We start from the raw sequence: 13212 nt of genomic DNA on the forward strand, positions 1-13212 counted from the left end.
AGAGCGGTCAGACCAGCAGCGATTGTGCGCCGTCGATCCAGATCGGCGTGCCCGTGATGTGGCGTGAGGCGTCAGAAGCCAGAAAGCATACGAGATCGGCCACGTCTTCGGCCTTTCCCGGCTTGCCGCCGGTCAATGGCACGTCACCCTTGGGATATTCCGCAGGAACTTCCGCCTTTTCCACATTTTGCCGATTGGTATTCTCATCGATCTGACTCTCGATGGCGCCTGGGCAAATGGCGTTGACCCTGATGCGGTATTTGGCCAACTCGAGCGCGGTCATCTGCGCCAATGCCACCTGGCCGGCCTTGGTCGTGGAATAGGCTGAGGCGCCTGCGGTCGTGAACGTACGTGTGCCGTTGATCGAGGAGGTGATGATGATCGAGCCGCCGCGTTCCTTCATCAAAGGAACCGAGTGACGAAGCGTCAGGAAAGTGCCGCGGAGATTGACCGCTATGGTGGTGTCCCAATCTTCGATAGGGAGTTCGTCGATCGGCGCCCAGGTGCCGTTGATCCCCGCATTGGCGAACACGATATCGAGGCGGCCAAACGTTTGTTTAATTCGATCAAAGGCGGACTGCATGTCCGCTGTGTCGGAGATATCCGCATAAAGTGGCAGCACCTTGCGCCCGATACCGGCGATCTGGGCTGCCACGCTATCGACTTCTTCCTTGCTGCGGCTGAGAAGGGCAATGTCGACACCCTCGGCGGCAAGTTTAAGGGCGCTGGCCTTGCCAAGTCCCGAGCCACCACCGGTAACCAGTGCGATTTTGCCCGCGAGCGACATGCCGATCCTCCATGCTGATTGCTGGATCAGCAACGCGAAGGAGGCCTGTCCGTTCCGAGTTCGGTTGCGGCCGGTTGCGGGGACTATTCGTCCTGGGGCAGGTACATGCGCAGGGCGCGTTTTCCGTTAGGACCGAAAACGTCGACGTCGATCGAGACGCGCGGCAGCACCATGCGGCGGGTGCGGGCAGAAAGTGCCAGCACCACCGAGAGCATGTCGGACATCCTGCGCCGGACGGGCTTATGGGGCTCCAGACCGCGGATGAGTGAGCGCAAGGCTTCGCTGCGCACCGCATCATCTTGCGAGGCGAGAGGTGAGCGCGGTTCGAACCGGCCGAGGTCCGAGAGGCGGGGCCATTCGCTCATTGGGTTACTCCATACACTTGCGCCAATTGTCGAGACGACCGGGGCTTATCCCTGCACGGTCAGGCAGTTGATGGATGCGGCGGCCAGGGCGTCGCACGTCGTGCGGGCTTGTGTGCGGTCGGCAAAGCCTGCGAACCGGGCGCGATAATAGGTAACCCCGTTGCGCTCGAAGGTTTCCACATAGCTGCGCAGATTGGCCAGCTGGTCATAGGTCCGTGTCGCTTCGGAAATCATCTGGTTCGCGCCGTCTTCGCTATCCGCCGCACCGACCTGGACCACCCAGCCACCGGCCGGCACCGTAGCGGCGGCGTTGGTGCTCATGGCATCGACTGCCAAGCCCTCCGGGCGAGCAATGGGAGCAGGGGGGACCAACGCGCCGGGCTGTGCGGTTACGTCAGAGGAGGTGGGCCCCAGCTTCATGGTTTCGGCGATCCAGGCGCCAATCGGGTCATTGGCCGGGTATACAGGCTGTTCGGACGGCATCACACCGGTCGCAACATAGGTTGCCTGATCGAGGGCGCTTTCGCCCGGACGTGAGGGAATATCTTCAGCCGACACCACCTGGAAGGGGATCGTTTCGGGCTCGGTGGATTCGGGCGAAGAGAGTGCTGCGACCTGCATGGCCTGTTCTTCGGTAATCACCGGCAAAAGGCTCACCGGCCGGGCGGGCGGCAGGCGGTTGAGCGGCACTGCGGCACCCGCCGAAGCGACTGCAATGCCGTTGCCCAGCAGCGTCGGGCGGGGGATCATGGCCTCGCGCCAATAGTCGCCTTGGCGGGCGTCCGGAAGATATTCGCGGACCAGTTCGGCCACACGGGCATTACGCGAGGCGCCGGTGTTAAAGCCAAGCCCGATGACCACAATATGGCGATTGTTGGCGCGGGCCGCGGTCATCAGGTTGTAGCCGGAGGCGTTGATGTACCCGGTCTTGATGCCGTCGACCCCGTTCTGGCCCAGCAGGGCGTTGTGGTTGCCATAGGTCTTGGACCCGTAGGTGAAGCTGCGGGTCTGAAAATAATCGTAATAGTGGGGGAAGTGCAGATAAATGGCGCGTGCCAGGGTAGCCTGATCCGCTGCCGTCGTCACCTGGCCGCTATCGGGAAGGCCGGAGGCGTTCTTGTACGTTGTGCGGCTCATACCGAGGGCCCGCGCCGTCTGCGTCATGCGCTCGGCGAACTTGCTTTCGGTGCCGGAGATATTTTCACCGATAACGCGGGCGACGTCATTTGCCGAGAGCGTCACCAGAGCCTTGATCGCATCCTCGACCTTGATGGTCGAGCCGCTGCGGACATAGAGCTTGGTGGGCACGGCGGCGGCGGCGTGTGCCGAAACCGAGAGCTTGCTGTCCAGGCGAAGCCGCCCGGCTTCCAGTTCCTGGAACAGGATATAGAGCGTCATGACCTTGGTGAGCGATGCGGGATAGCGAAGCTCGTTGGCGCTGTCCTGATAAAGGACCTGGCCGGTCTTGGCGTCCACCGCGATCCCGGCATAGGCGCGTGGTACGTTTTGTGCGGAAGCAGAAGCGGTTATGGCCGCGGCGGTTGTCGCGGCAACGAAAAATGCAAGAACGAAGCGCGCAAACAATATGCGTGCGGAAGCGATACGCAGAAGGGTCGGCACCCGATACTCCAACTCTTTACTGGACCGGCACGAAAAACGCCGCACCGTTACTCATCTTTGGGGTGCGCGCGCCATCCCCCGAGGCATTCCGCACAGTCCCTAACTGAGGAGCCACGATAGGGCGGCGCGGTTACAAATCGGTAAAGTGCTTAAAACTTGTCGCAAATTTCGTGCGTCATGGTTCACACCTGATTGATCGCCTTTTCGCCCCTTAACATGACCAAGATTTTGCCTACATAATGGAGCCGTCTTGCCTTTGACGATTTGGGACGAAGACCTGTGCAAACCCTCGCTCACTCCATCGGAAATCACCTGCCGCGCGGCGCCGCTCCGTTCGCGCAGACCGTTGTGCGACTGGCTCTTGTGGCCGGCCCGGGAGATGGACGTGATCACGACGAAGATGGTGACGGCCAGACCGGCGTCGTAACCAAGACCCGGCCGAAAACCAAAAAGCCCAGCCTATATCGCGTGCTGCTGCTCAATGACGACTACACGCCCATGGAGTTCGTCATCCTCATTCTCGAGGAAGTCTTCAACAAATCCCGTGAGGAAGCGACGCGCATCATGCTGCACGTCCACAACCAAGGCGTGGGGGAATGCGGGGTGTTTCCGTACGAGGTGGCCGAGACCAAAGTCACCCGTGTCATGGACGCCGCGCGCCGCAACCAGCATCCGCTGCAATGCGTGATGGAAAAGCAATAGGATAGGACCAACATGCCTTCATTCTCTCGCGGTCTCGAAAAGGCGTTGCATCAGGCCATGAATTTGGCTCGGGAGCGCAGCCATGAGTTTGCGACCCTCGAGCACCTGTTGCTCGCCCTGACCGAGGATCGCGACACGATTTCGGTACTGACCGGCTGCGATGTCGACATCGAAGCCTTGCGCACCGATCTCGAGGAATTCATCGACGAGGAACTCGACAGCCTCGTCGTGCCCAACGGTCAGGACGCTCGTCCCACGGCCGCCTTTCAGCGCGTCATCCAGCGGGCCGTGATCCATGTGCAATCATCAGGCCGTGAGGAAGTGACCGGGGCCAATGTGCTCGTTGCGATTTTCGCCGAGCGCGAGAGCCACGCCGCTTACTTCCTTGAACAGCAGGACATGACCCGGCTCGACGCCGTCAACTTTATCTCGCACGGCATCGCCAAGTCAGGCCGCGGGGCCGACAGGCCCGTGCGTGGAGCTGACGAGGGCGGTTCGGGCTTCGAGAACGATCAGGAACGCGGCGGCAGCAGCGGACCGCAGCAGAGCTCGGCCCTCGCCGATTTCTGCATCAACCTCAATGAAAAGGCCCGGGCCGGCAAGATCGATCCGCTGATCGGCCGTGCGACCGAGCTGGAGCGGACCATTCAGGTTCTTTGCCGGCGTTCCAAGAACAACCCGCTCTATGTAGGCGACCCCGGCGTCGGCAAGACTGCCATCGCCGAAGGTTTGGCGCGCCGCATCATCGAAGGCGATGTGCCCGAGGTCCTCGAAACCGCAGTCATCTATGCGCTCGATATGGGCTCGCTTCTCGCCGGTACCCGCTATCGCGGCGATTTCGAGGAACGCCTGAAGGCGATCATGAAAGAGCTCGAGAAGAAGGATAACGTCATCCTCTTCATCGACGAGATCCATACCGTGATCGGCGCGGGAGCCACCTCCGGTGGCGCGCTCGATGCATCGAACCTTTTGAAGCCCGCTTTGGCTTCGGGGGCGATCCGTTGCATTGGTTCGACCACCTATAAGGAATACCGCCAGTTCTTCGAAAAGGATCGGGCGCTCGTCCGTCGTTTTCAGAAGATCGATGTCAACGAGCCGACCATTCCCGATGCGATCGAGATCATGAAGGGTCTGCGGCCGTATTTCGAGGATTATCACAAGCTCAAATACACCGACGATGCCCTCAAGGCTGCTGTCGAGCTGTCGGCGCGTTACATCAATGATCGCAAGCTGCCCGACAAGGCCATCGACGTTGTCGATGAGACCGGGGCTCGTCAGATGCTGGTGACCGAGGACAAGCGCAAGAAGCTGATCAATGTCGAGGATATCGAGGCGACCGTCGCAACGATCGCTCGTATTCCGCCGAAATCGGTTTCCAAATCCGATACCGAGCTTCTGGGTAATCTCGAAGCCAACCTCAAGCGCGTCGTGTTCGGCCAGGACAAGGCGATCGACGCCCTTTCCTCGGCCATCAAGCTGGCGCGTGCGGGTTTGCGCGAGCCTGAAAAGCCGATCGGTTCCTATCTCTTCACAGGCCCGACCGGTGTGGGCAAGACCGAGGTTGCCAAACAGCTTGCCGATACGCTCGGCGTCGAACTGCTGCGTTTCGATATGTCCGAATACATGGAACGCCACACGGTTTCGCGCCTGATCGGTGCTCCTCCGGGCTATGTCGGCTTCGACCAAGGCGGTCTGATGACCGATGGTATCGATCAGCATCCCCATTCCGTGCTGCTGCTCGATGAGATCGAAAAAGCCCACCCGGATTTGTTCAACATCCTGTTGCAGGTGATGGATCACGGCAAGCTCACCGACCATGCCGGCAAGCAGGTCGACTTCCGCAACGTCATCCTGATCATGACGTCGAACGTGGGGGCGGCCGAATTGGCCCGCACGCCCATCGGCTTTGGCCGTGTGCGGCAAGAGGGCGACGACGAAGATGCGATCAATCGCATGTTCACGCCCGAATTCCGCAATCGGCTCGATGCGATCATCTCGTTCGCGCCGTTGCCGCCTACGACGGTCAATCGCGTGGTCGAAAAGTTCATCCTGCAGCTCGAGGGCCAGCTCGCCGAGCGTGGCATCACTATCGAGCTGACGCCTGAGGCGTCCGACTGGCTGGCCACCCGTGGCTATGACGAAAAGATGGGCGCGCGTCCGCTTGGGCGCGTGATCCAAGAATACGTCAAGAAGCCGCTGGCCGAGGAAGTGCTGTTCGGCCTGCTCCAGAAGGGCGGTTCGGTGAAGGTCACTGTGGTGGGCGAGGGGAGTGAGGCGCGCCTTGAGCTCGTCTCGATGCCGCCCCGTCCGGCACGGCCAAAGGCAATCACCGGGCCCAAGGGTGGCAAGAAGCCTTCACGCAAGCCCAAGCCGAAGGACGCGGAACAGAACTCCTGAACGATCAACCGATAATTCGATGGAACCGGCGCCCTCGGGCGCCGGTTTTGTTTTAACGTCCTCGGATTGACCGTGGCGTTTAAACATGAGAATTATACTCATGTTAAATCACAGGAGACGCTTATGCGTACGCTCAAGACTTTTGCCCTGGCCATCGCTCTTGCGGTTTCGTCTGCGTCGGTGGCCGTGGCGGCCGATCATCAGATCGAAATGCTCGATCAGGGAAGTGACGGCGAGATCATGGTTTTCGAGCCGGCGTTTCTGGAGATCGAACCCGGTGACACTGTTACCTTCGTTCCGACCGATCCGTATCACAATGCTGCGACCATCGAGGGCATGATCCCCGAGGGTGCGGAACCGTTCACCAGCGAGCTGAGCGAGGAAGTGACCCTCACGTTTGATGTTCCAGGTGTCTACGGTATCCGTTGCGACCCGCACTACATGATGGGAATGGTCGCCATGATCGTGGTCGGCGACCCCGTCAATCTGGAGGAAGCACAGCAGGCTGAAGTTCCCGAGGGTGCTCAGGGCCGTATCGATGCCCTTTTCGCACAGGTTGAAGCTCAATAATTCACGCTATGCAAAAAGGCGGTCGCCGTTTTGGGAACCGCCCTTTCTTTGAGCCAGTAGCGGGAACATGGGCCGAGTTTTCCCCGCAATTGTCCCCGCATTTGTTCACAGGTTTATCCCCGCGGCTCACAGTTCGGCGCGGATTTTCTCGGCATGTGCGGCAAGCTCGTCGGCGTCGGCCATTTCACCGGTGTGCGATTTCAGCGCCACGCCTTCATACATGGGCAGGATGTGAAAATGCAGGTGGAAAACAGTCTGCCCGGCGGCGGCTTCATTGAACTGCATGATACGCACGCCGTCGGCCTCCATTGCTGCCATGGCAGCGCGTGCTACGCGCTGGGTCTTCTGGATAAGATTGGCGAGCACTTGGGGGGCGGCGTCGAGCAGGTTTCGTGATCCTGTCTTGGGGATGACTAGGACGTGTCCGCGCGACATCGGCATGATGTCCATGAAGGCCAGCGTATCGTCGTCCTCGAAAACCTTATGGCTGGGGATGTCGCCCTTGATGACTTTGCCAAAAATATTGTCCGGGTCGTATTCGGCCATCACATGCTCCTCTCGCTATCCTTGTGACCTATAGCCTAATGGAGCGGAGGGACAAGGGCGCTAGCCCTTACGGAAGGGCGTATATTCGGCAAGTTCTTCGTTCTGCATCTCCACCATCCTGCGTTCGTCTTCGAGATAGTCGGCAACAGCGCGCCGTAAACCGGGGTGGACCAGATGGTGGATGGATCGGATGGTCACAGGGGCATAGCCGCGTGCCAGTTTGTGCTGGCCCTGCGCTCCCGCTTCAACGCGCTTTAGGTCATGGGCGATCGCGAAATCGATGGCTTGATAATAGCAGAGCTCGAAATGGAGGAACGGGACGTCGCGGACTACACCCCAGTTGCGGCCGTAGAGCGTGTCCTTGCCCAGAAAATTGAGAGCGCCAGCGATGTAGCCGCTGTCGTCGCGCGCCAGCATCAGCACGATCCTATCGGCCATCGCTGCGGAGATGCGAGAGAAGAACTCCCGATTGAGATAGGGCCGGCCCCATTTACGCGAGCCGGTATCCATATAGAACGCGTAAAATGCGTCCCAATGAGCTTCCGTCAGATCGCCGCCGGTGACCCATTCGCAGACGATACCCTCGGCCAGCGCATCGCGCCGCTCGCGCCGAATAGCTTTCCGCTTGCGCGATTGCAGAGTTTCAAGAAAGTCCTCAAAGCTCGAAAAGCCGTCGTTTCGCCAATGGAATTGAGTGTCGTGGCGCACCAGCCAGTTTGCACCTGCCGCGATTGCTTCTTCCTCTGCGGTCACAAAAGTAGCGTGGACAGATGAGGCATCCAGGCGCTCCGCCAGTGCTTCGGCCGCTTGCAGCAGCAATGTTTGCGTGTCGGTGCTGCCGTCGAGGGTCAGAAGCTTGGGGGCGCTGGCCGGCGTAAACGGCACCGATGACTGCAGCTTGGGATAATACCGTCCGCCAGCTCGCTCGATGGCGTCCGCCCAGGCATGGTCGAAGACATATTCGCCCATCGAATGCGATTTGAGAAATAGCGGCATCAGGCCGATCGGCTCATCGTCGCGCGAGATGAGGATATGCTGCGGCTGCCAGCCGGTCCGAGCAGTCGCGCAGCCGGCCTCTTCGAGCGCCAGGAAGAAGGCGTGATCCAGAAACGGATTGTCGGGATTGCCGGAACCGCCCGACGCAAGCGTGTTCCATGTGCTCGCTGGAACGCTGGCGGTGCTGGGATGAATGGCGATGGTGATTTCAGATTGGTCTGCCAAGGTGCGGCCGGACAATTCAACAGGTCTGGTAGAAATAGTCCTCGCCGGCAGGAGTTGTAAGGTCGCGGTCTCGGCTGGTCACCGAGATTTGTCCGCCATAGTCGGCGCAGGCACGCCCGAAGTATGCAACATCTGTGTCGTCCGTATCAATGGCTAGAGCGCGTCGAGGCAAACTCGGCAGGGAAGCGCTTAGCGAGCATCTGGATCAAAGCCTTCGAAGACGATCTGGTCCGCGTGCTGCCGGGCCTCTGCCGCCTCGCCCCGCGACCGTATCGTCCAGCTCATCACGCGAAAGCCCAGCGCCTTGAAAAGGCGAACGGCGGGCAGCCCCAATGCCGATCGCTCGCAAGAGATGAAGTTGAAGCGCGAGCGCGGGTAATGCAGCAGATGCCGGAGCACGAACCGGGTTCTCGCTGGCATGTCGCCATACCATTCGGGTTTGTCATAGCCATAGGTTATGATGCCTAGCAGCCCGGAGTAGCCGGCATTGCGCAGCGCGATCAACATGTGCGGGTCGAATGATTTGACCACCAGAGGTCCCTGGTAACCCCGCACGCATTCGGCAACCCGGCTGGCGAGCGCATCGGTGTCTATAGCATTGGCCTGGTGCTTTACCTCGACGACCAGCGGTACCGCTCCGGCGATTTGTGCCAGCATCTGTTCAAAGGTTTGCGGGCAGTCGGCGGTGCTCGAGCCGGTGAGCGGAGTGACGATGAGTTCGTCGCTCAGCCGGGAGCGGACCAGTCCGGTCCTGCCGACAAGCCGCTCCAGATTGTTGTCATGGAAAACGATCGCCTCGCCATCCGCCGAAAGCTGTAGGTCGCACTCGATCCCGAAGCCGCGTTCGATTGCAGCGGCAAAGGCCGAGTGCGAATTTTCGATGATCCCCCGTCCCTTGTCATGCAATCCACGATGGGCGATGGGACGGTCGAACGGGGGATTGGCCATGGATTATTCGATCTCGATAATGGCGTCGATTTCAACGGCGGCGCCGAGGGGGAGGGAAGCCACGCCGAACGCGGCGCGGGCGTGCTTACCCTTGTCATCCAACAGTTTTATGAACAGATCGGATGCCCCGTTCGCAACGAGATGTTGTTCGTAAAACTCGGGCGTGGAGGCCACGAGAACCGTGAGCTTCTGGATCGCCTTGATGTTGGAAAGCGCCGTCACCTGATTGACCTGGGCGAGGATGGAAACCGCACACAGAGCGGCCGCCTTCTGGCCGGCCGCGACATCCAGGTCCTCGCCAAGCCGGCCTTTAACCACCCCGTTGGCATCCGCGGAAATCTGCCCCGAAACATAGAGCAGTTTTCCTGATTGTCGCACCGGAACATAGCTGGCAGCCGGGGCAGCAGGAGTTGGCAGGGTGTAGCCGAGATCATTGAGTTTCTGGTCGATCGTCATCGTCGCTCTCCGGTTGGATTTCTCTCGTCTTGGGCTGACGGTAAAGCTTGCCGCGAACCAAGGCTTCACGACCGAACCGGCCACGCACCTTGTCCATGGCGCGCTCGGCCGCCGCTCTGCGCGCGATGCCAGGTTCGATCAGGTCCACCGGATCGCTGCCGTCAGCCGGTTCGAGACCGGTAACACCGATCCCGAGCAAGCGAAAGGCAGTGCCATCCACTTCGCGAGCCAGCAATTTTACGCCGGTTTCGTAGAGTGTCGTGGCGAGTTGGGTCGGCAGCATGAGATGCTGGGCCCGCGTACGGGATTTAAAGCCGGCGGTTTTGAGTTTGACCGTTACAGTATCGCCGACCAACCCCTGCTTCTTGAGCCGCTCCGATAGCCGTTCGGACAGCGAGAGCAGGGCGGTCGATAGCGATTCGAAGTCGGAAAGGTCGGCAAAGAACGTCGTTTCGGTGCTGACGGATTTGGTTTCGCGGTCAACCGAGACCCGGCGGTAGTCTTCACCACGCGCCAGCTTTGCCAGCCGGGCGCCCATCTCGCCATAGCGCCGCATGAGATCTTCGGGAGCGCGCTGCTGGAGCTGACCGATAGTCGTCAAGCCATCCTTGCGCAGTGTTTCGGCCATCACCTTGCCGACCCCGAAGATCACCGAAATCGGCTTTTCGGCGAGGTAGGAAACGGTCTCGGCTTTCCCGATCATCGCAAATCCGCGCGGCTTGTCGATTTCCGAAGCGATCTTGGCGAGGAACTTGTTGTGGGAGAGCCCAATGGAGATGGTAACCCCGATCTGCTCCTCGATCCGCTTGGCGAGACGGGCCAGCGACGCGGCCGGAGGGGCCTTATGCACCTTCTCGGTTCCCGACAGATCGAGAAAGGCTTCGTCGATCGATAGTGGCTGGACCAGGGGCGTAAGCGAATCCATCAGCGCCCGAATTTCCCGGCTCACCCCCACATATTTGGCCATATCGGGCTTGATCACCACGGCTTGTGGGCACAAGCGTTTGGCCTGAAACATTGGCATGGCGGAACGCACGCCGCTCATGCGCGCGATATAACAGCAGGTCGAGACCACCCCGCGCTTGCCGCCGCCCACGATCAGGGGCTTATCGAGCAGGCTCGGATCGTCCCGCTTTTCGACCGATGCATAGAATGCATCACAGTCGATATGGGCGATCGAGAGCTCGAACAGTTCCGGGTGATGGATAATGCGCGGCGAACCGCACTTGGCGCAGCGCGCCGGGGCCACCGGAGCCTCCCCGGCGGCAAAGCAGTCGCGGCACAAATGTCCGCCAATGGCCATCGTTCAACTCTGCGGGTTAAGGCCGTGCCAAAGCCGCATGACGCGCGAGACATCCAGGCCCGAATTGGCGCACATGGCAAGCAGCAGCGATTCGTGCCGTCCGAAATAATCCACGAGTCCTTCCGCGAGTGCCGTGGTTCCGACGGAATCGCGCAGGCGTTGCGGCGAATAGCCGGCTAGCGCCATAAAGCGTTCAAGTTCGCCGACATCGGCGGCCAGCCAGGAGATGCAGGCATCGCCAACGGCGAGCAATTCAGCGGTGTCGACTCTATCGCCCAAGCGCCAGACTCAGCTTATTTCTGGTTTCGTAACATATTGCTGTTACCGCAACCCAATGACAACTCAAAGCGTCCGATCGCGGATGCCGGGCGAGGGGACATGACCAAGACCGTCATGATCGTGGAAGACAACGAGCTGAACATGAAGCTCTTCCACGACCTGCTTGAATCGCGCGGCTATCGCACCATTCAAACGCGCAACGGCATGGAAGCGCTGGATCTGGCACGCGAGCATCGCCCCGATCTGATCCTCATGGATATCCAGCTTCCGGAAGTGTCCGGGCTGGTGGTCACCAAATGGCTCAAGGAAGACGAAGACCTCGCTTCTATCCCCGTGATCGCCGTCACTGCCTTCGCGATGAAGGGCGATGAGGAGCGCATTCGGCAGGGCGGATGCGAGGGCTACATTTCAAAGCCGATCTCGGTGCCACACTTTTTGGAAACGATTGAAAGCTACATTGGCAAGGCCCAGTAGCAATCACTCTTCATTTATGGCCGGGAGGAAGCGCGCCGTGACTGCACGAGTGCTCATTGTCGATGACATTCCCACGAATGTGAAGTTGCTCGAGGCCCGTCTGCTTGCCGAATATTTTGACGTCGCGACCGCGTCTTCGGGGCAGCAGGCGATTGAAATCTGCCGCAACGAAAACATCGATATCGTTCTGCTCGATGTGATGATGCCTGAGATGGACGGCTTCACCTGTTGCCAGATTCTCAAGCAGGATCCGCAAACGGCACATATTCCCGTGGTGATGATCACAGCGCTCGATCAGCCCTCCGATAGGGTGCGGGGGCTCGAAGCGGGCGCCGACGATTTTCTGACCAAGCCTGTAGACGATGTGCAGCTTCTCGCGCGTGTCAAGAGCCTGGTACGATTGAAAAGCTTGAGCGATGAGTTGCGCGCCCGGGCCCGCACCAGCCATCAGATCGCGCTCGAAGATGCCAGCGGCTCCGAATATGGCGTACGGGTGGAGCAGGGGCGGATTCTGCTTGTCGATACTGATCGGAGGCGGGCTGAGAGGCTTGAATCCTACCTTCGCGAAACCCACGAGGTCACCATTCTCACCGAACCGGCCGAGGCCGTGTTCCAGATTTCGGGCGGAGATTTCGAGCTGGCCATCGTCTCGATGTCTCTGCAGGGGTTCGACCCGTTGCGCATCTGCTCGCAGATCCGCACGGTCGATCAGACGCGTTCCATTCCCATCATTCTCGCCGCCGAGGAGCAGGATCGGCCGCAGATCGTCAAGGCGCTCGACCTTGGGGTCAATGACTTCATCATGCGTCCGATCGAGCGCCACGAGCTTTCGGCGCGAGTCAAGACTCAGATTCGGCGGCAGCGCTACACTGTCGAATTGCGTGAGAGTCTCAATTCGACAATGGCCATGGCCGTCATCGACGAGCTGACAGGTCTATACAACCGCCGTTATTTCGAGCGGCATCTGGCGATGGTGCTGGCCAAGGCCGAAGAGCAGGATCGCGATACGGCGCTGATGCTGCTCGATATCGACTATTTCAAGCCCGTCAACGATACCTATGGGCACGACGTGGGTGATGCGGTGCTCAAGGAGTTTGCCTCTCGCCTCCAGCGCAATATCCGCGGTGTCGACCTGGCGTGCCGCTTTGGCGGCGAGGAATTCGTCGTGGTAATGCCCGACACCGACATGCGGCAAGCGCAAAGCGTTGCCGAGCGCGTGCGGAGTGCGATAGCCGACCATGGATTTCAGGTCGGGCTGGAGCGCCCGCTCAACATCACTGTCAGCGTCGGGCTGGCGCTCAACGAGCAGGAAAACGACACGCCGGAATCGGTAACCAAGCGTGCCGACATGGCGCTTTATCGCGCCAAGCGCGCCGGTCGCAATCGTGTGGTTGCCGACGCCGCGTAAACCGCAGACGCGGTAAGGTTAACCCTTCATTATTAATGGCGAAACCGGAGCTCGAATTCCCCGGAACACTTGGCGTTCCGGAGCTGCAGGAGTAGGTTCGGGCCAATGAAACGGACGCCCAAACGCATATCCGTTT

General features: G+C 60.0%; 14 protein-coding genes. 5 read left to right on the forward strand and 9 right to left on the reverse strand.

Going from position 1 to position 13212, the window contains the following annotated elements; all coding sequences use genetic code 11:
• Positions 1–7: 7 nt before the first annotated feature.
• From NO934_RS16285 to NO934_RS16295, 3 genes are all read right to left on the reverse strand, one after another.
• Positions 8–787 (reverse strand): SDR family NAD(P)-dependent oxidoreductase, encoded by a 780-nt coding sequence (locus tag NO934_RS16285; RefSeq protein WP_309161037.1) that lies wholly within the window; start codon positions 785–787, stop codon positions 8–10.
• Between the two features lie 83 nt (positions 788–870).
• On the reverse strand, positions 871–1152 hold the full coding sequence (locus tag NO934_RS16290) for a hypothetical protein (RefSeq protein WP_309161038.1): 282 nt from the start codon (positions 1150–1152) through the stop codon (positions 871–873).
• 45 nt (positions 1153–1197) lie between these two features.
• Entirely contained in the window at positions 1198–2772 is a 1575-nt protein-coding gene (locus tag NO934_RS16295) for a serine hydrolase (protein ID WP_309161039.1), read from the reverse strand.
• Positions 2773–3135: 363 nt separating this feature from the next.
• Between NO934_RS16295 and clpS the strand changes: the two genes are divergently transcribed.
• The 3 genes from clpS (at position 3136) to NO934_RS16310 (ending at position 6441) form a co-directional block, all read left to right on the forward strand.
• Positions 3136–3474 carry an ATP-dependent Clp protease adapter ClpS gene (gene clpS, locus NO934_RS16300; protein WP_309163748.1) on the forward strand — a complete coding sequence of 113 codons (339 nt, stop codon included), beginning with the start codon at positions 3136–3138 and terminating at the stop codon, positions 3472–3474.
• A 12-nt stretch (positions 3475–3486) separates the two neighbouring features.
• Positions 3487–5871: an ATP-dependent Clp protease ATP-binding subunit ClpA gene (gene clpA, locus NO934_RS16305; protein ID WP_309161040.1), complete on the forward strand. Its 2385-nt coding sequence runs from the start codon at positions 3487–3489 to the stop codon at positions 5869–5871.
• Between the two features lie 123 nt (positions 5872–5994).
• A complete protein-coding gene (locus tag NO934_RS16310) occupies positions 5995–6441 on the forward strand; it encodes a pseudoazurin (RefSeq protein WP_309161041.1) in 447 nt (148 codons plus the stop codon).
• A gap of 126 nt (positions 6442–6567) precedes the next feature.
• Here the strand turns inward: NO934_RS16310 and NO934_RS16315 are convergent, their stop codons facing one another.
• From NO934_RS16315 to NO934_RS16340, 6 genes are all read right to left on the reverse strand, one after another.
• On the reverse strand, positions 6568–6987 hold the full coding sequence (locus tag NO934_RS16315) for an HIT domain-containing protein (RefSeq protein ID WP_309161042.1): 420 nt from the start codon (positions 6985–6987) through the stop codon (positions 6568–6570).
• A gap of 60 nt (positions 6988–7047) precedes the next feature.
• Positions 7048–8208, reverse strand: a complete 1161-nt coding sequence (locus NO934_RS16320; RefSeq protein ID WP_309161043.1) for a GNAT family N-acetyltransferase — start codon at positions 8206–8208, stop codon at positions 7048–7050.
• Positions 8209–8397: 189 nt separating this feature from the next.
• Positions 8398–9156, reverse strand: a complete 759-nt coding sequence (locus NO934_RS16325; RefSeq protein WP_309161044.1) for a glycerophosphodiester phosphodiesterase family protein — start codon at positions 9154–9156, stop codon at positions 8398–8400.
• Between the two features lie 3 nt (positions 9157–9159).
• Positions 9160–9612 (reverse strand): RidA family protein, encoded by a 453-nt coding sequence (locus tag NO934_RS16330; RefSeq protein ID WP_309161045.1) that lies wholly within the window; start codon positions 9610–9612, stop codon positions 9160–9162.
• On the reverse strand, positions 9587–10915 hold the full coding sequence (locus NO934_RS16335; protein ID WP_309161046.1) for a DNA polymerase IV: 1329 nt from the start codon (positions 10913–10915) through the stop codon (positions 9587–9589). Before NO934_RS16335 ends, NO934_RS16330 begins: the two co-directional genes overlap by 26 nt.
• Positions 10916–10918: 3 nt before the next feature.
• A complete protein-coding gene (locus tag NO934_RS16340; protein WP_309161047.1) occupies positions 10919–11194 on the reverse strand; it encodes a DUF3572 family protein in 276 nt (91 codons plus the stop codon).
• 99 nt (positions 11195–11293) lie between these two features.
• Between NO934_RS16340 and NO934_RS16345 the strand changes: the two genes are divergently transcribed.
• Together NO934_RS16345 and NO934_RS16350 are read left to right on the forward strand one after the other, a co-directional pair.
• A complete protein-coding gene (locus NO934_RS16345) occupies positions 11294–11668 on the forward strand; it encodes a response regulator (RefSeq protein ID WP_309161048.1) in 375 nt (124 codons plus the stop codon).
• Between the two features lie 37 nt (positions 11669–11705).
• Positions 11706–13076: a PleD family two-component system response regulator gene (locus tag NO934_RS16350; RefSeq protein ID WP_309161049.1), complete on the forward strand. Its 1371-nt coding sequence runs from the start codon at positions 11706–11708 to the stop codon at positions 13074–13076.
• Positions 13077–13212: the final 136 nt, after the last annotated feature.

The organism is Pelagibacterium sp. H642 (assembly GCF_031202855.1).
GTDB lineage: Bacteria > Pseudomonadota > Alphaproteobacteria > Rhizobiales > Devosiaceae > Pelagibacterium.

Bases quoted from the DNA above. Each gene is read 5' to 3' on its own strand.
- NO934_RS16285 (WP_309161037.1), bottom strand. From the start codon at position 787: ATGTCGCTCGCGGGCAAAATCGCACTGGTTACCGGTGGTGGCTCGGGA.
- NO934_RS16290 (WP_309161038.1), bottom strand. From the start codon at position 1,152: ATGAGCGAATGGCCCCGCCTCTCGGACCTCGGCCGGTTCGAACCGCGC.
- clpA (WP_309161040.1), top strand. From the start codon at position 3,487: ATGCCTTCATTCTCTCGCGGTCTCGAAAAGGCGTTGCATCAGGCCATG.
- NO934_RS16310 (WP_309161041.1), top strand. From the start codon at position 5,995: ATGCGTACGCTCAAGACTTTTGCCCTGGCCATCGCTCTTGCGGTTTCG.
- NO934_RS16315 (WP_309161042.1), bottom strand. From the start codon at position 6,987: ATGGCCGAATACGACCCGGACAATATTTTTGGCAAAGTCATCAAGGGC.
- NO934_RS16325 (WP_309161044.1), bottom strand. From the start codon at position 9,156: ATGGCCAATCCCCCGTTCGACCGTCCCATCGCCCATCGTGGATTGCAT.
- NO934_RS16330 (WP_309161045.1), bottom strand. From the start codon at position 9,612: ATGACGATCGACCAGAAACTCAATGATCTCGGCTACACCCTGCCAACT.
- NO934_RS16335 (WP_309161046.1), bottom strand. From the start codon at position 10,915: ATGGCCATTGGCGGACATTTGTGCCGCGACTGCTTTGCCGCCGGGGAG.
- NO934_RS16345 (WP_309161048.1), top strand. From the start codon at position 11,294: ATGACCAAGACCGTCATGATCGTGGAAGACAACGAGCTGAACATGAAG.